Annotated in this window: 15 protein-coding genes; 5 read left to right on the top strand and 10 right to left on the bottom strand. The window is 49.6% G+C overall.

The window, feature by feature from the left end:
• Positions 1 to 41: 41 nt before the first annotated feature.
• From Q7C21_RS01100 to gndA, 5 genes are all read left to right on the top strand, one after another.
• On the top strand, positions 42 to 794 hold the full coding sequence (locus Q7C21_RS01100) for an ABC transporter permease (RefSeq protein ID WP_375150327.1): 753 nt from the start codon (positions 42 to 44) through the stop codon (positions 792 to 794).
• On the top strand, positions 784 to 2,157 hold the full coding sequence (locus Q7C21_RS01095; RefSeq protein ID WP_154926623.1) for an ABC transporter ATP-binding protein: 1,374 nt from the start codon (positions 784 to 786) through the stop codon (positions 2,155 to 2,157). Before Q7C21_RS01100 ends, Q7C21_RS01095 begins: the two co-directional genes overlap by 11 nt.
• Positions 2,150 to 4,168: a methyltransferase domain-containing protein gene (locus Q7C21_RS01090; protein ID WP_375150275.1), complete on the top strand. Its 2,019-nt coding sequence runs from the start codon at positions 2,150 to 2,152 to the stop codon at positions 4,166 to 4,168. Before Q7C21_RS01095 ends, Q7C21_RS01090 begins: the two co-directional genes overlap by 8 nt.
• A 34-nt stretch (positions 4,169 to 4,202) precedes the next feature.
• The gene (locus tag Q7C21_RS01085; RefSeq protein ID WP_187513300.1) at positions 4,203 to 6,350 is read left to right on the top strand and encodes a glycoside hydrolase family 99-like domain-containing protein; all 2,148 of its coding nucleotides are present in this window, start codon (positions 4,203 to 4,205) and stop codon (positions 6,348 to 6,350) included.
• Between the two features lie 253 nt (positions 6,351 to 6,603).
• Positions 6,604 to 8,013 (top strand): NADP-dependent phosphogluconate dehydrogenase, encoded by a 1,410-nt coding sequence (gene gndA / locus Q7C21_RS01080; RefSeq protein ID WP_039659816.1) that lies wholly within the window; start codon positions 6,604 to 6,606, stop codon positions 8,011 to 8,013.
• Positions 8,014 to 8,049: 36 nt separating this feature from the next.
• On the opposite strand, the gene Q7C21_RS01075 is transcribed toward gndA, so the two are convergent.
• From Q7C21_RS01075 to hisD, 10 genes are all read right to left on the bottom strand, one after another.
• Positions 8,050 to 9,348: a succinylglutamate desuccinylase/aspartoacylase family protein gene (locus Q7C21_RS01075; RefSeq protein ID WP_004571306.1), complete on the bottom strand. Its 1,299-nt coding sequence runs from the start codon at positions 9,346 to 9,348 to the stop codon at positions 8,050 to 8,052.
• A 106-nt stretch (positions 9,349 to 9,454) separates the two neighbouring features.
• On the bottom strand, positions 9,455 to 10,246 hold the full coding sequence (locus tag Q7C21_RS01070; protein ID WP_110411264.1) for an ABC transporter substrate-binding protein: 792 nt from the start codon (positions 10,244 to 10,246) through the stop codon (positions 9,455 to 9,457).
• Between the two features lie 66 nt (positions 10,247 to 10,312).
• The gene (locus Q7C21_RS01065) at positions 10,313 to 10,789 is read right to left on the bottom strand and encodes a YbaK/prolyl-tRNA synthetase associated domain-containing protein (RefSeq protein WP_110411265.1); all 477 of its coding nucleotides are present in this window, start codon (positions 10,787 to 10,789) and stop codon (positions 10,313 to 10,315) included.
• Positions 10,790 to 10,903: 114 nt separating this feature from the next.
• The gene (gene hisIE, locus Q7C21_RS01060) at positions 10,904 to 11,515 is read right to left on the bottom strand and encodes a bifunctional phosphoribosyl-AMP cyclohydrolase/phosphoribosyl-ATP diphosphatase HisIE (protein ID WP_078804560.1); all 612 of its coding nucleotides are present in this window, start codon (positions 11,513 to 11,515) and stop codon (positions 10,904 to 10,906) included.
• Complete coding sequence (hisF, locus tag Q7C21_RS01055; RefSeq protein WP_078804559.1) at positions 11,509 to 12,285, bottom strand: imidazole glycerol phosphate synthase subunit HisF; 777 nt, start codon at positions 12,283 to 12,285, stop codon at positions 11,509 to 11,511. Before hisF ends, hisIE begins: the two co-directional genes overlap by 7 nt.
• Positions 12,267 to 13,004 (bottom strand): 1-(5-phosphoribosyl)-5-[(5-phosphoribosylamino)methylideneamino]imidazole-4-carboxamide isomerase, encoded by a 738-nt coding sequence (hisA, locus tag Q7C21_RS01050; RefSeq protein ID WP_004571311.1) that lies wholly within the window; start codon positions 13,002 to 13,004, stop codon positions 12,267 to 12,269. The genes hisF and hisA overlap by 19 nt, the downstream gene beginning before the upstream one ends.
• Positions 13,004 to 13,594: an imidazole glycerol phosphate synthase subunit HisH gene (gene hisH / locus Q7C21_RS01045; protein WP_004571312.1), complete on the bottom strand. Its 591-nt coding sequence runs from the start codon at positions 13,592 to 13,594 to the stop codon at positions 13,004 to 13,006. Before hisH ends, hisA begins: the two co-directional genes overlap by 1 nt.
• Positions 13,594 to 14,661 (bottom strand): bifunctional histidinol-phosphatase/imidazoleglycerol-phosphate dehydratase HisB, encoded by a 1,068-nt coding sequence (gene hisB / locus Q7C21_RS01040; RefSeq protein ID WP_078804558.1) that lies wholly within the window; start codon positions 14,659 to 14,661, stop codon positions 13,594 to 13,596. Before hisB ends, hisH begins: the two co-directional genes overlap by 1 nt.
• Positions 14,658 to 15,734: a histidinol-phosphate transaminase gene (gene hisC, locus Q7C21_RS01035; protein ID WP_004571314.1), complete on the bottom strand. Its 1,077-nt coding sequence runs from the start codon at positions 15,732 to 15,734 to the stop codon at positions 14,658 to 14,660. Before hisC ends, hisB begins: the two co-directional genes overlap by 4 nt.
• Positions 15,731 to 17,035, bottom strand: a complete 1,305-nt coding sequence (hisD, locus tag Q7C21_RS01030; protein WP_105098988.1) for a histidinol dehydrogenase — start codon at positions 17,033 to 17,035, stop codon at positions 15,731 to 15,733. The genes hisC and hisD overlap by 4 nt, the downstream gene beginning before the upstream one ends.
• Positions 17,036 to 17,038 lie beyond the last annotated feature (3 nt).

Below are 17,038 nucleotides of genomic sequence, written 5' to 3'. Positions count from 1 at the left end.
TATGCAAGAATACCTATATTAATAGACATATTATTTTCGAAATGACCAAGCGCGACGTAATAAGCAGATATAAAGGCTCAGTGATGGGCATTTTCTGGTCCTTCATAAATCCTGTTTTTATGTTAGCTGTCTATACGCTTGTCTTTTCAGAAGTATTTAATGCACGTTGGGGGAATGCTGCGGCAAATGAGTCAAAAGCGCAGTTTGCGATAATTCTTTTTGCAGGGTTGATTGTGCATGGGATTTTTGGCGAGGTATTAACTAAATCACCCACATTAATACTTAATAATGCCAACTATGTTAAAAAAGTAGTTTTCCCACTTGATTCTTTCCCAGTAATAGCTTTATTGTCCGCATGTTTTCAGGCGCTGATCAATATTTTTGTACTCTTACTGGCATTTGCTTTTGCGAACGGTTATATCCACTGGACGGCGGTGTTACTTCCATTGGTATTCATTCCCGTATTAATTTTAGTTTTGGCTTTAAGTTTTTTGATTTCTTCGCTGGGTGTTTTTATCAGAGATTTAGGGCAGTTTATAACGTTGTTAATTACGGTAATACTTTTTCTTTCGCCCGTATTTTACCCGCTTTCTTCTGTGCCTCAGAAATATCAGGTCATTATATTATCTAATCCATTAACGTTCATAATCGAGCAAACTCGGGAAGTTGTGATTTGGGGTAGATTGCCTGATTTCAATGGTCTGATAATATATGCTTGTATATCAACAGTAATATTATGGCTTAGCTACTTCTGGTTCCAGAAAACACGTAAGGGATTTGCTGATGTTATCTAAAGATAATGCATTAGAAATAATTGATGTTAGCAAATGCTATCAGGTTTTCGATAGTCCTGTCAGACGACTTAAACAATTTATAGTACCTAATATCGAGCGCAGACTTGGGAAAGTCCCCCGGGTGTATCATGAAGAGTTTTGGGCGCTTCAGGATATAAGTTTTAATTTACCTAAAGGCGAAACGCTGGGTGTAGTTGGTCGTAACGGCTCTGGCAAATCAACATTATTGCAGATTATTGCGGGTACATTATCTCCTACCCAAGGAACTGTCAATATTCAAGGTCGTGTTGCTGCCCTGCTTGAATTAGGTGCTGGATTTAATGGTGACTTCACTGGGCGTGAAAATGTCTATCTTAACGGCGCGCTATTAGGTCTGACTAAGGAAGAGATTGATAATAAACTGGATGATATCCTGGCTTTTGCCGATATTGGACATTTTATTAATACACCAGTTAAGACTTATTCAAGCGGAATGATGGTTCGTCTTGCGTTTGCTGTACAGGCTCAAATTGACCCTGAGATATTAATCGTTGATGAAGCATTAGCCGTCGGGGATGCTAAGTTTCAGGCAAAATGCTTTGCCAGACTTAAGCAACTCAAAAATGATGGCACATCTATTCTTTTTGTATCACATGCGACTGAACAGATCATTACTCATTGTGATAAAGCTCTACTATTGAACGATGGTTCAATAGTAGACAACGGTGCTCCTAAAGATATTGTTAATCAGTATCTCGATCTATTGTTTGGAAAGTCATCATCAACCAATACTAAGCGAGCAGTAGAAGATGATCATATAAAATCAGCTAGCGAAATCGAGAAAAATCAGACTGAAAGATTTAACGTAAGTCAGGAGGTTGAGCCAGTCGTCACTTTAGAAGAATTTGGGTTCGAAAAGCGTAATAATTATAACGCGAACGAATTTCGTTGGGGTGACAGGACTGCTGAGATCCAAGACTTTTCGCTTGTTCAGGGTGAAAACTTATACCCGTATAGTGTGTCGGGAAACGGGAATATGAAATTTAAATTCCTTGTTAAGTTCAACTCGACCATTTTCAGACCTATTTTTGGTTTTGCGGTTAAAACTAAAGATGGAATAACAATTTATAATACCAATACAAATATATTAGAAATTCCTTTTATTGAAGTTGGAGAGGAAGGGAAATCCTATACAGTTAATATTGAACTACCCATGCGTCTTTTCCAGGGTGATTATTTCATTTCAATAGGCCTGGCCAGCTATAACACATCAGGAGAGGTGGTTCCGCACGATCGGAGATATGATTCAATTCATATTGCAGTAGAACCTACCCCAGAATTCTTAGGTCTGGTAAATTTAGAGGCTTCGATTAACTGTGAATAAAGAAAAACTTTCTACGGTACTACTATCGTCTGATTTCGTTTACGACTCTGAACTTAGAATCTGGACCGAAAAAGATCAGCAGGAATTTAATTATAATGACGGCGATTATCATGAAAACTACATTTTAGATGTCGTCACAAAAGCTGAAGACTGCTCCGTGCTTTCTCAGGAACTTGCTGGATATATAAAAGACTGGCCTTCACAATATCATTTAACTTCAAAAAGATCTAACTTATTAAGACCGTTCGGGAAAAATTTCAAGGGTAAACGTGTTCTCGAGATTGGATGTGGATGTGGTGCAATAACCCGCTTTATTGCTGAAGCTGGTGCAGAAGTCATCGCAATTGAAGGCAGCAAAAGAAGAGCATCTATAACGCGTAAACGCTGTAAAGATTTAGAAGATGTTACAGTAATTAATTGTTCAAGCGATAAAATTCCGGATATTGGTGAATTTGATTACGTTTTATTGATTGGCGTTCTTGAATATGCTCAATGCTTCCTGGGTGCTGAAGGGCAATTATCACTTTTATCCTTTTGTAAGAAGAGATTGAACTCTGATGGTTCATTATTCGTAGCCATTGAGAACCAACTCGGCATGAAGTATTTAGCCGGAGCTAAAGAAGATCATTTGGGTATACCTATGGTGGGCATTAATAACGCCTATCATGATAATGGTGTACGCACTTTTGGTAGAATCGAACTCATACAAATGATGCAAAATGCAGGATTTAGCAATGTTGAAGAATTCCTGCCCTTTCCTGACTACAAGTTACCTACTTTAGTTATTACTCCCTATGGTCATCAGCAGCGTAGTTCAGTAATTTATCCGTTAGTGAGTGAAGTTCATCACAAAGATGCGCAGGCCCCTGATTCCTATACTTTTTCCTTAGAAGAGTCCACGAAAATAATCTGGAATAATGAACTTTCATCAGATTTGTCAAACTCATTTCTGATGATAGCTTCAATGTCATCTAAAAATCACGTAAGTGATAATACATTAGCATGGTATTATTCCGATGCAAGAATAAATGATAGTCAGAAAAAAATAAAATTCCTTGAGATTAACGGAAATTATAAGATTGAGAGCTATAAAATTTCAGGGGAGTTTATTGGTGGTGAACCTTTCTATCAAGGTGAAAGCCTGTGGCTAAGCCTGGTAAGCATCATAAACAAGCACGGCTGGCAATTAAGCAGCGTTATTGATTGGGCAAGAGTGTGGATTAGTGAAGCGCTGGTCACTGAAAATATTTCTTCTTCATGGAAATGGAATACTGAGTTGCCACCCGAATACCTGGACGCAACTCCGTTTAATATTATAAAAACGGTACAAGGTTACAAAATATTCGATTTGGAATTAAGTTCTGAAAGGCCACTGATGCTTTCATATCTCGTTTTCAGGGGTGTATTTAACTCACTTTTACGAGTGACATCCGTTGCTCCTACAAAAGAGTTATCAGATTCTAATGTATTTAACACTACAAAGTTTATAGTAACAGAAATTTTCCCGGAGCTAACGGAAGAGCATTTTAACGAATACTTAAAACAAGAAGTCGCTTTGGTTTCGCAAGTGGTCAATGTTGACACTAACGATCTATTTGAACGCTATAAAAATTCGTATTTCGTTGTCCGTGATTTCCTGAATGATTATAAAAGCGAACTTGCCAGAGTTTATCATTCAAATCAGGATCTCTCCTCTACTGTAGTCAATGTCGAAAATCAAATTAAGGATGTCGAAAAGCAGATTAAGGAGAAAGGCGAGGAGATATTTGGTAAGAATAGTTTATTGGATGTAAAAGAGAAAGAGTTGATAGATGCGCAAGCATCATGTTCGCGGTTGCAGGAGCAAATCGATAACCTTCTTAGCGTTGCCGCCGAACAAAAATCCAGAGAAGAAAAACTTATGGAAGAGGTTAAAGTTAAGACGGATAAATTACAGAAAATTACTTCATCAAGAGCATGGAAATTAGCTTCATTTTTCAGTCGGTCTGCTAAATCGCTGAACAAATACTAAACTGGCAATCTGAAATCAGATAAGGGTGTTGACGTTGAAAATCTATCGTTTTGCAAAAAAGATGTTATCCTCTGGAGATCGCGATCTTTTAAAATATCGCATTAAACTGGTCTCAAAGCTTTATAAGGAAGAAGGCGTTAAAGCTGTCTATAGCAGATTGCATTCAGCCTATAAGAATAATAATTCTGGCGTTTATGCTTATAACCCTACTTCTGAAAATAGCTTTGAAGAAACATCTATCAACGATAGATCTTCGCTCATTGAGGCCTGGTTAAAAACTGATTTCAAAAAAGCGTCATTGAAAGTCAACGAACAAAGTCATTATGTTCCTAAGGCGCTTGATAGCCTTGAAGGTGTTGACTTACCTGTAAAAGTTATTGCTTACTATCTTCCGCAATTTCATCCGTTTAAAGAAAACAATGAGTGGTGGGGGGAAGGTTTTACTGAATGGACAAACGTGACGAAAGCAAGGCCGCAATATCTTGGGCATCAGCAGCCACGCTTACCTGGCGAACTTGGGTTTTATGACTTACGTTTACCTCAGGTAATGCGACAGCAGATCGATCTTGCTAAACAGTATGGCGTTAACGGTTTTTGCTTCCACCATTACTGGTTTGGTGGCAAGCGTTTGATGGAAACGCCTGTACAAAATTTCCTTAAGGATAAATCGCTCGATATTGATTTTTGTTTGTGTTGGGCTAATGAGAACTGGACACGTCGTTGGGACGGTCTGGAAAACGATGTTTTGATTTCTCAAAAACATTCTCCAGAAGATGATATTGCCTTTTTAGATGATATCATGCCTGCACTTAAGGATGAACGTTATATCAGGGTAGATGGTAAGCCACTGCTTATTCTGTATCGTGCAAGCTCACTTCCTGATGCCAAAGAGACGGGTAAACGCTGGCGCGAGCATGCTATCAAAAATGGATTACCAGGTCTTTACCTGGTCGTCGTTAATGCTTTCGATGTCTCTAGTCCGCAACCATACGACTTTGATGCTATTGTAGAATTCCCACCACATCAGGTTGGTGCAAAAGATATTACTGATAGTATCACGCCATTGAATAAAAACTTTTCTGGTCGGGTTTATGATTATGAAGAGTTGGCGTTGCGAGCAGGTAAAATTGATAATGAGAATTTTACCTGTTTCAAAGCAGTTATGCCATCATGGGATAATGAAGCCAGAAAGCCCACTCAAGGTTTCTCTTTCTATAATGCTAAACCTGAGCTCTATGCTAAGTGGCTTGATAGTGCAATCAAAACCACAATGAATCGCAAACCTGAAGAACGTCTTGTCTTTGTCAACGCCTGGAATGAATGGGCTGAAGGTGCGCATCTTGAGCCTGATCGTCATAATGGATATGCCTATTTACATGCTACAGCAAACATCTTACGTAATTCACTCTTGAAATATGATTGCGATAACCAACTTATTGCAGATATTAATCAGGAGTTTAAACCCCGCTTTAAGTCAGCTGTAATTCTACATGCTTATTATGAAGATTTGGCTTGCGAATTGGTCGAAAAATATATTGCGCAGTATCAGGATAAACTTGACCTCATCATCACCATGCGCAGTGATGTTAAATTGACCACGCTTGAGAAAATAAAAGCATCATTTGCAAATGTGTTTTTTGTAATGGTAGATAATCGTGGACGAGATATCCGACCTTTCATCAAGGCGCTTAAAGTTGCAGATGGCTTCGGTTATAAATATATTTGTAAAGTCCATACTAAGAAATCACCTCATCGAGTTGATGGCCAGCAATGGCGTGAAAGTCTGTTCGCAGATCTTCTTGGATCGCGCGAACATGTTTCAAAAATCATTAACCATTTCGAGCTTCATGATGATATAGGAATAATTGCTCCAAGAAATTCGATAACTGATCTTTCCATTCCTGAAATAAATTTGGGCAACAGATATTGGCTCGAAAAGCTTTTTACAAGAATGGATTCTCCAGAATTGTTTAAGACATTCAAAACCAGTTTCCCGGCGGGTTCAATGTTCTGGTTCAGGAAAGATGCTCTCGATCCTTTGGCCAGCAATTTATTGGATGAAGAAGAGTTTGAACTTGAGGCGGGTCAGCTAGATGGCACGCTTGCTCACAGCGTCGAAAGGGTGACTGGTGCAGTTGCGAATGCACAAGGTTTTAAAGTGGTCGATATCACCTCACTTTAACTTTTTGTCAGGCATCAATGCCCATTAAGGTTGATGCCTGCTGGTTAACTTTTTTTATTAACTTTCCGTGCGTTTTAAACTGATGAATCATATTTAGGATAATTAACCTATCAGGTTGATTTTTCTTAACATAATTTCCTCACGCAACCGCACCATTCATTACCTTTAATCCGCTATCCTGAGTTAACATACTGATCACTTACAAAGTGGTGTTACGGGTAACACCATGCGAGACCACAGACAGGAGTATGTAATGTCCAAGCAACAGATCGGCGTTGTAGGTATGGCAGTGATGGGCCGCAATCTGGCTCTTAACATTGAGAGCCGCGGTTACACTGTTTCTATCTTCAACCGTTCACGCGAAAAGACTGATGAAGTCATCGCTGAGAACCAGGGTAAGAAGCTTGCTCCTTTTTACACCGTTGAAGAGTTTGTCGAATCGCTGGAAAAACCTCGTCGTATCCTGCTGATGGTTCAGGCAGGTGAAGCGACTGATAAGACTATCGCCTCACTGACTCCACACCTGGATAAAGGTGACATCCTGATCGATGGCGGTAACACCTTCTATAAAGACACCATCCGTCGCAACAAAGAGCTTTCTGATCAGGGCTTCAACTTCATCGGTACCGGCGTTTCCGGCGGTGAAGAGGGCGCATTGAAAGGCCCATCAATCATGCCTGGCGGTCAGAAAGAAGCGTACGAGCTGGTTGCGCCGATTCTGGATAAGATCGCGGCACGTGCGGAAGATGGCGAAGCCTGTGTGGCTTACATCGGTCCGGATGGCGCGGGTCACTATGTGAAGATGGTTCACAACGGCATCGAGTACGGCGACATGCAGCTGATCGCAGAAGCTTATGCTCTGCTGAAAGGCGCTCTGGGCCTGAACAACGAAGAGCTGGCTGAAACCTTCACCGAGTGGAACAACGGCGAGCTGAGCAGCTACCTGATCGACATCACCAAAGATATCTTCACCAAGAAAGACGAAGAAGGTAAATACCTGGTTGATGTGATTCTGGATGAAGCAGCAAACAAAGGTACCGGTAAATGGACCAGCCAGAGCTCACTGGATCTTGGCGAGCCTCTGTCACTGATCACCGAGTCTGTTTTTGCCCGTTACCTCTCGTCACTGAAAACGCAGCGCGTTGCGGCCTCTAAAGTACTGAGCGGTCCACAGGCTAAAGCTTTCACCGGCGACAAAGCAGAGTTCATCGAGAAAGTTCGTCGTGCATTGTACCTGGGTAAAATTGTCTCTTATGCGCAGGGCTTCTCACAGCTGCGTGCTGCGTCAGAAGAGAACAACTGGGACCTGCACTACGGTGAAATCGCTAAGATCTTCCGCGCGGGTTGCATCATCCGTGCTCAGTTCCTGCAGAAAATCACTGATGCTTATGAAGCAGATGCAGGCATCGCTAACCTGTTGCTGGCGCCATACTTCAAAGATATCGCGGATCAGTATCAGCAGGCGCTGCGTGATGTGGTTTCTTACGCGATTCAGAACGGCATCCCGACGCCAACCTTCTCTGCGGCGATTGCTTACTACGACAGCTACCGTTCAGAAGTGCTGCCTGCCAACCTGATTCAGGCGCAGCGTGACTACTTTGGTGCGCATACCTATAAGCGCATTGACAAAGATGGTGTGTTCCACACTGAGTGGTTAGATTAATCACTAAAATGGGCTTCCCTCGGGAAGCCCTTTTTTTTACCCCACCAGTAAATCCCCGCTCCGAATCTCCTTTTCACCCGCCAGCCGCACCACCAGCATGCCTGCCGTCGCAAATCTTACCCAGTGTCTCGCATAGAGGATACCGCCATGTTCTGCCACCAGTGGCGTAATATGGTCAGTAATCGGATCGACAATCTCAGCGACTACTTCTCCTGGCCGAATCTGTGCGCCAAGCGGTTTACGATGCAGAATCAGACCTGACACCGGCGAATGAATGTATTCGCAACCTGCTAACGGCGTAGGGGGATTTTTCAGGGCAGGGGAGGCTGCCGCCGATCCTTCGCTGTGACGTTCTTTAATCACGCCCGTCTCTCCTGGCGCTTCAGCAACGTCAGGCACGTTTAAACCAATCGGACCGTCATTGATTGCCACGATATCGTCACCGCCCGCGCTTGCCGGAACCAGTTCATCGCCACCGATTACAGGTGCAGCCACTTCCACGGAAATTGAGGGCTCGCTGTAGCCGATATAACCACTTTCCTGGAGTGCCGAAATAATCGCATCCGCATCTTTCTCCGCCTGTTCAGGCGACACATCACGCACGCCTCGTAACTCCAGCGTCACCGGCAGCAATCCCCGTGGCATGGGATAATCTTTGCCAAAGCGTTCTGCCAGCGTCAGCCAGGGTTCGCAGCAGGCTTCATCAAACGGTTCACCGCCAGAGATCTGCGCCAGCAGCTGCACTTCACTGCCTAACCATCGCGCCAGCGGCTCAATGTCCGGCCAGGCATGCGGCGTGGTGTAGAGATGCGGCACGGCTTCCCAGTCACAGTGCAGGTCAATCATTAGATCCGCCTGGCTGGCCATTCGCATCAGCGTATAACGCTGCGCATCCAGCTCCGTTTTTGGCACGGTATCGCGATAGTGACGATCGATCGCGTCGCGAATCAGGCTTCGGTTCTGCGATTCACTCTGCGTCAGACTATCCGCCAGCCCGGCCGCCAGCGTGGTACCCAGTGACGGGAAACGGCGATTAAAGTCCTGACCAGAGAGCGTATGGAAACGACCCAGATGGGTGCCGTGCCAGTGCTGTCCCAGCGCCAGGGGATTAGCAACCGGCACCAGGGTAAACGCGGCTTTCAGCTGTCCGGCGGACTCCAGCGACTGCAGTCTTTGTTTCAGAAACCATGCCACCGCCATACCGGGCAGTTCGTCACCATGAAGTGCAGCCTGGATATAGACCTGACGCTCGTGGTCCGGAGCAAAATGAAAACTGATGATTTCACGCTGGGTGCCTAAAGAGGCGCTTAACAGTGGATGATGTTGTTGATGCATACCGTGTTAATGTCCTTTAATCGGCAAAGGACGACAGCGCGCCGTCCTGAAAAAGTTAAAGTATAGTGCCGGATCGCGGTGAGGACGAAAAAGGGCGACCGCGAGGTTACTGCTGGATAGAGATATCCGTAGCGAAATAGCGTTTCTGAATCTGGTCAAACGTGCCGTTCTTTTTGATTTCGGTAAAGGCATTATCCAGCGCCGTTTTCAGCTCAGTATCGCCTTTGCGCAGGCCAATTGCCGTGCCGGGGCCGATAATCGGATCCTGAATAATCGGGCCAGCCAGTTCAAAGTCTTTACCCTGCGGATGCTTCAGGAAGCCAATGGCCGCTTGTGCCGCATCAGTGAATACCGCATCCAGCCGGCCTGAAACCAGATCGCTTTCAACCTGGGCCTGATCGCCATAAGGCACTACGGTCACACCATGCGGCTGCCATTTCGCCAGCGCATAGCGCTCCTGTACCGTTCCCTGTTCCACGCCGACTGTTTTCCCTTTCAGGGATTCAACCGTTGGCAATATGCCAGAACCCTTACGGGCGATTAGCTGGGTGTGGGTGTCATAGAGCGGCATGGTGAAATCGATCTGTTTAAGGCGCTCTTCGGTAATGCCCATGTCAGAGAGAATGGCATCGAATTTACGCGCTTTCAGCGCCGGGATCATGCCGTCAAACTGGCTTTCAACCCAGACGCATTTCGCCTGCATCTGGGTACAGAGCGCATTGCCCAGATCAATATCAAAGCCGACCAGCTTGCCCTGTGGTGTTTTCGATTCAAACGGTGGATAGGTCGGGTCGACCGCGAAACGCACCTGTTCGATTTTCGCCTGCGCGCCAAACGCACAACCAGCCATAACCGCCACTGCCAGCGTCTGACGCAGGCGTTGAGTGAAAATGTTCATGATTTTGCTCTTATTCTGTCGTGATGAATGTTTATGCAGAGTATCGCCGGGCTGCCGGGATGGCAATTACTGCGTTATCTTCACCACGTCAGCCGCGCACAGCGACCGGTAATCTTCGGTGTTCAGGATCACTGAGCGCTCCAGCAGACCGGCGTTAAACGCGATCTCCGGATAACGATCAAACAGCGTGGGGTCAACGACCAGTCTGAGGTCAGGATGAAAGCTGAACGGCGGGATAGCCCCGAATACACAACCGGTCAGCAGTTCGGTCTCTGTCGGGCTGGCGAGTGAGGCGCGCCGTCCACCGACCGCCGCTGCGACTTTACTCAGGTCGGCCTGCTGATCAGCCGGTAACACCGCCAGCACGTGCTGTTTCACGCCATTGCCTTTCACATGACAGACCAGCGCTTTCGCGCCCTGGCCGATTTCGGTGCCGCGTATCGCCGCAACGGCTTCACATTTGCCTGTTGCTTCATGTTCCATCAGACGATAGCGAGCCTGATGCTGGTCGAGCAGGGCGATTAATTTTTCATGGGTCGTCACGGCTCTCTCCCCGAGGTTTGAGTCGCCATTATTGTGCGGGATGGGGGTGAGGATTGAGAAGGATTCTGCTCAGAATCCCCATAAAAGCAAAATTCTGAGCAGCATATTGCACAATTATTTATGGCGGGTGCGCAGGTTGTTGATCACGGCACTGAAGTCCAGATCCTGATCCTGTAACAACACCATCAGGTGATAGACCAGGTCAGACGCTTCATTGGTCAGCTCATCCCGATCGTTGACGGTGGCCGCCAGCGCGGTCTCAACCCCTTCTTCGCCCACTTTCTGCGCAATGCGCTTGGTGCCGCTGGCGTAAAGCCGGGCAGTGTAGGAGCTTTCAGGATCGGCCGTTTTGCGAGACGCCAGCAGTTCTTCCAGCTGATAGAGGAAAGTCCACTCAGGCACAGCCGGCGAGAAGCAGCTGGTGGTGCCCAGATGGCAGGTCGGGCCAATCGGGTTTGCCAGCACCAGCAGCGTGTCGTTGTCGCAGTCGGGCGTAATGCTTACGACCTGCAGAAAATTGCCGGAGGTCTCGCCTTTGGTCCACAACCGGTTTTTGGTGCGGGAGAAAAAGGTGACATTGCCTTCTGCCAGCGTTTTTTCCAGCGCCTCTGGGTTCATATAGCCGTGCATCAGCACTTCGCCTGAGACGTTATGCTGAACGATGACCGGCATCATGCCCTGTGTTTTGTCCCAGTCGAGCTGGGACAGTTGTTGTTCGGTTAGCACGCGCGAATCTCCACTCCGTTGTCGATCAGGAAGCTTTTCAGCTCACCAATATTAATAATCTGCTTATGGAATACCGAGGCCGCTAAAGCACCATCCACATTCGCCTCAGTAAACGCGTTGAGGAAGTGCTGCATCGTGCCGGCACCGCCAGAGGCGATCAGGGGCACATGGCAGACTTGACGCATTTTCTTCAGCTGCACCAGGTCATAGCCGTTTCGCACGCCATCCTGGTTCATCATGTTCAGCACGATTTCGCCTGCGCCCAGTTTCTGGACTTCCTGCACCCACTCCAGCGTTTCCCACTGTGTCACGCGGGTACGCGCCTCGTCACCGGTGTACTGATTCACCTGATACTTACCGCTGGCTTCATCAAACCAGGTATCAATGCCGACCACAATACACTGAACACCGAAACGGTCAGCGAGGCGGGTGATCAGCGAAGGATCAGCCAGCGCTGGTGAGTTAATCGAAATCTTATCCGCACCAAACTCCAGAATGCGCGCCGCGTCTTCCGGGGTTTTAATCCCGCCTGCTACGCAGAACGGAATATCAATCACCTCAGCCACGCGCGACACCCAGCTTTTGTCGACGACGCGGCCATCAGATGAGGCGGTGATGTCATAGAACACCAGTTCATCGGCACCTTCAGCGGCGTAGCGCTGCGCCAGCGGCACGATGTCACCGATGATCTCGTGATTGCGAAACTGTACGCCTTTGACCACCTGGCCGTCACGTACGTCCAGGCAGGGAATTATCCGTTTTGCCAGCATGCAATCGCCTCCGAAACAGTGAATTTATCTTCCAGCAGCGCACGTCCGACAATTACGCCCTGAACACCGCTACCGCGCAGGGCGGCGATATCATTGAGGTCGCCAATGCCACCCGAAGACTGGAAAGCAATCGTCGGGAAGCGCGCCGTGACTTCCTGATAGAGCGCAACGTTGGAGCCGCTGAGGGTGCCGTCGCGCGAAATGTCGGTGCACAGCACGTGCTTCAGACCCACCTGCTGAAAATCGGTAATGACCTCCTCCAGCGTCACGCCTGCCGCTTCCTGCCAGCCACTGATTGCGACTTCTTTGCGGTTACTGGCATCAATGCGCACGTCTAACGCGAGCACAATCGCCTCTGCGCCAAACTCCGCAAACCAGCGCTTTACCTCTTCAGGCTGTTTCACCGCGGTGGAACCGACCACCACACGACTGGCTCCGGCTTCCAGCAGCGCGTGAACATCGTCCCGGCTGCGAATGCCGCCACCGACCTGCACCGTGACATCAACACCGTTGAGCAGAGTTTTCAGCAGCGCAATCTGGCGTTTCGCCGGATCTTTCGCGCCGGTTAAGTCCACCAGATGCAGCACGGTCGCGCCCTGGCTTACGTAATCCTGCAGACGGGGCAGCGGATCGCTGCCGTAATCGCGCTGCTGACCATAATCGCCCTGATGCAGACGAACCACTTTTCCGTCAATTAAATCTAACGCGGGGATAATCATTACATCTCCAGGAAGTTTTTCAGCAGCTGCGCGCCCGCTTTGCCCGAGCGTTCCGGATGGAACTGGACGCCGAAGAAGTTATCTTTCTGCACCGCGGCAGTGAAGGCTTCACCGTAGTGACACTGGGCGATGGTGCTGGCGTTAACGGGCATGGCGTAGCTGTGGACGAAGTAGAAGTAGCATCCTTCGTCGATGCCACGGAACAGATGATTGCCCGCCTGCGCGGTAATCTGGTTCCAGCCCATGTGCGGTAACGGCAGGCCGTGGGTGTCCATCAAAGACACTGGCTCATCGATAATACCCAGGGTCGGCACGCCGCCATTTTCATCGCTGCCGCGTCCCAGCAGCTGCATACCCAGACAGATCCCCAGCACCGGCTGGGTACAGGCTTTCACCAGATCGATCAGGTCACGCTCCTGCAGCTGATTCATTGCAGCCTGTGCGGTGCCGACGCCGGGCAGAAAGAGTTTGTCGGCGCGCAGCACCACATCGGGATCGCGGCTGACGTCCGGGGTGTAACCCAGACGTTCAATCGCCCACTTTACCGACGAGAGGTTGGCGCAACCGGTATCCATGATCACCACGTTCATCACAGCACTCCCTTCGAGCTTGGCAGCGTATTGCCCTCAACGCGGATCGCCTGGCGCAACGTGCGACCAAAGGCTTTAAACAGGCTCTCGACGCGGTGATGGTCGTTCTTGCCTTTGGTTTTCAGATGCAGGGTGCTCATCATGGCGTAGGAGAGTGAGCTGAAGAAATGCTCGACCATCTCGGTGCTGAGATCGCCCACGCGCTGATAGTTGAACTCTGCTTTGAACTCGATGTGCGGTCGGCCGGAGATATCCAGCGCACAGCGCGCCAGACATTCATCCATCGGCAGCACAAAGCCAAAACGACCAATGCCGCGTTTATCGCCCAGCGCTTTCAGCAGTGCTTCACCGAGGGCCAGACCGGTATCTTCCACTGTGTGGTGATCGTCGATGTAGAGATCGCCTTTCACTTCAATATGCATGCGGAATCCGCCGTGCACCGCAATCTGATCCAGCATATGGTCAAAGAAACCCACGCCAGTATTAATTTTGCTGCCGCCTTCGCGGTCCAGCCACAGTTCAACCCGCACCTGCGTCTCTTTGGTGTTGCGCTGCACCAGCGCATGGCGATCTCGCTGGGTCAGACGCTGCTGGATGGTCTGCCAGTTCTCGCCGTCAGCGCCGTAACGGATAGGCTGAATACCCATGTTCTCCGCCAGCTGAACATCGGTCAGGCGATCGCCAATCACGTAACTGTTGGCGGTATCCAGCGCGCCCTCTGTCAGCCAGGCTTCCACCATTTTAGTTTTGGGCTTGCGGCAGTCGCAGTGGTCGTCCGGCATGTGCGGACAGATCAGTACATCGTCAAACGCAATGCCCTGCGAGGTCAGAACCTGCATCATCAGATTGTGCGGACCATCGAAATCGGCTTGCGGAAAACGGGCGGTGCCCAGACCATCCTGATTGGTGATCATCACCAGGCGATAACCGGCGGCCTGCAGCGCCAGCAGCGCCGGGATAACGTCTGGCTCAAACGCCAGCTTATCCAGTCGGTCCACCTGATAATCTTCAGGCGGCTCAGAGATTAATGTACCGTCGCGGTCAATAAAAAGGGTCTTCTGGCTCATGCTTGCTCCACAGAAAAGGCTTGCAGCGCGGCGATCACTCGTGCGCACTCTTCACGCGTGCCGATGGAGATGCGCAGACATCCCGACAGGCCCGGATTTTTGTTCTGATCACGCAGGATAATGCCCTGATCCCATAAGGTTTTGAAGACTTTTGGTGAATCGGTAAAGCGCGCCAGAACATAGTTAGTTTCGCTGGGGAAAACCTGCTCAACGCAGGCCAGCTGAGGCAGTTCGGCCAGAAGCCAGCTGCGGTTTGCATTCAGCTCCGCAACATGTTCACGCATCAGCGCAATACCCTGTTCACTTAATGCCTGACCGGCCACATCGGCCACCGGGGTCGCCAGCGGGTAGGGCGCAATCACTTTCATCAGCAGGTCGATAACGGGCTTATTGGCCAGCGCAAAGCCGCAACGCAGGCCCGCCAGCGCAAAGGCTTTCGAGAGGGTACGCAGGACCACCAGGTGCGGATAATCCTTCAGCCAGCCAGTCAGCGTCGCCTGAGGACAAAATTCAATATAGGCTTCATCGGCCACCACCAGCGCTTTACCGGCAGTCATCGTCAGCAATTGACGGATATCCTCCTGATTAATCAGGTTGCCGGTCGGGTTGTTCGGGCTGCAAAGATAAACGACTTTCACGCCGTCCAGCTGTTCCGCGATAGCAGGCAGATTCAGCTGCCAGTCGCTGAGCGCCGGGACGGTACGGTATTCAATGCCGATGGTTTCGGCGCTGACGCTGTACATGCCATAAGTCGGTGGACAGAACAGAATCGCATCCTGCCCCGGCTCACAAAAAGCGCGCATGATCAGTTCAATCGCTTCATCCGCCCCACGGCTCACCAGCACCTGCTCCGGCGTTAAACCCGCGTAGGCCGCATAGCGCTCAATCACGATTTTCGGCTGACACTCCGGATAGCGGTTCAGTGTCTGCTGTGACAGTTCAAACGGCACCGGCAACGGAAACTCGTTGGCGTTAAGCCAGACATCGCCATTGCCACCCAGACGACGCGCCGACATATAAGGCGTGAGAGCGCGTACATTGGCGCGCGCCAGCTGCTCAATATCCTGACTCATGCTTGCTCCTTTAGTGCGGCAACGCGCAGGGTGACGGCATTTTTGTGGGCATCCAGCTGCTCGGCGGCGGCCAGGGTTTCAATGGTCGCGGCCAGATTCAGGAAGCCCTGTGGCGTCAGCTCCTGCACCGTCATGCGTTTCTGAAAATCAGCCAGACCCAGGCTGGAACAGGTCGAAGTATAACCGTAGGTCGGTAACACGTGATTGGTGCCTGAGGCGTAATCGCCTGCGGACTCCGGTGACCAGTCGCCTAAAAATACCGAACCGGCGCTGGTGATGGACTCCACCAGATCGCGTGGCTGGCGGGTCTGCAGAATCAGGTGCTCCGGGCCGTAAAGATTGGAAATCTCAACGCATTGCTCAAGGTCGCGCGCCACGATCAGGCGGCTGCTTTCCAGCGCCTGACGCGCCGTGGCCGCACGCGGCAACTGCGCCAGCTGCTGCTCAACGGCGACCGCGACCGCTTCGGCCAGCTTAAGTGACGGCGTCAGCAGAATCACCTGCGAGTCAGGACCATGTTCGGCCTGTGAGAGCAGATCAGACGCAACAAACGCGGGGGTGGCACCTTCATCAGCAATCACCAGCACTTCTGAAGGCCCGGCTGGCATATCAATCGCGGCGCCATCAAGACGCTGACTCACCTGACGTTTTGCTTCTGTGACCCAGGCATTGCCCGGACCAAAAATCTTGTCGACGCGCGGCACGGTTTCCGTACCGAAGGCCAGCGCGGCGATAGCCTGCGCGCCTCCCACCTGGAACACCTCTTCTACGCCACACAACTGCGCGGCATAAAGAATCTCATCGGCAATCGGCGGCGGCGAACAGAGCACTACGCGGCCACAACCGGCGATACGGGCAGGTGTCGCCAGCATCAGCACGGTAGAGAAGAGCGGGGCGGAACCACCAGGAATATAGAGCCCGACCGATTTCACCGGCCGGGTGATCTGCTGGCAGCGTACGCCAGGCTGTGTTTCAACATCCACCGGTGGCAGAATCTGCGCGTTGTGGAAGGTTTCGATATTCCCCACCGCGACGGCCATCGCCTGCTTCAGTTCGTCACTTAAACGGGCGCTGGCTTCTGCTATCTGCTGCGGCGTCACGCGCAGGTTTTCCACCTGCGCTTTGTCGAAGCGGGCACTGAACTCGCGCAGAGCGTCATCGCCGTTCAGCTTTACCTGTTCCAGCACGTTGCGCACCGTCAGCGTGACGTTTTCAGAGGCGGCGATGGCGGGACGTAACAGCAGCGCCTGCTGCTGTTCGGGGGTGCACTGCTGCCACTCAATCGGGGTAGAAAAGGCCATGGC

It is taken from the genome of Pantoea sp. ANP04 (genome assembly GCF_041982285.1).
GTDB classification, from domain to species: Bacteria; Pseudomonadota; Gammaproteobacteria; order Enterobacterales; family Enterobacteriaceae; genus Pantoea; species Pantoea eucalypti.
Note: the sequence above shows the minus strand (reverse complement) of the source record. Positions and strands in the feature narration are given on the sequence as shown.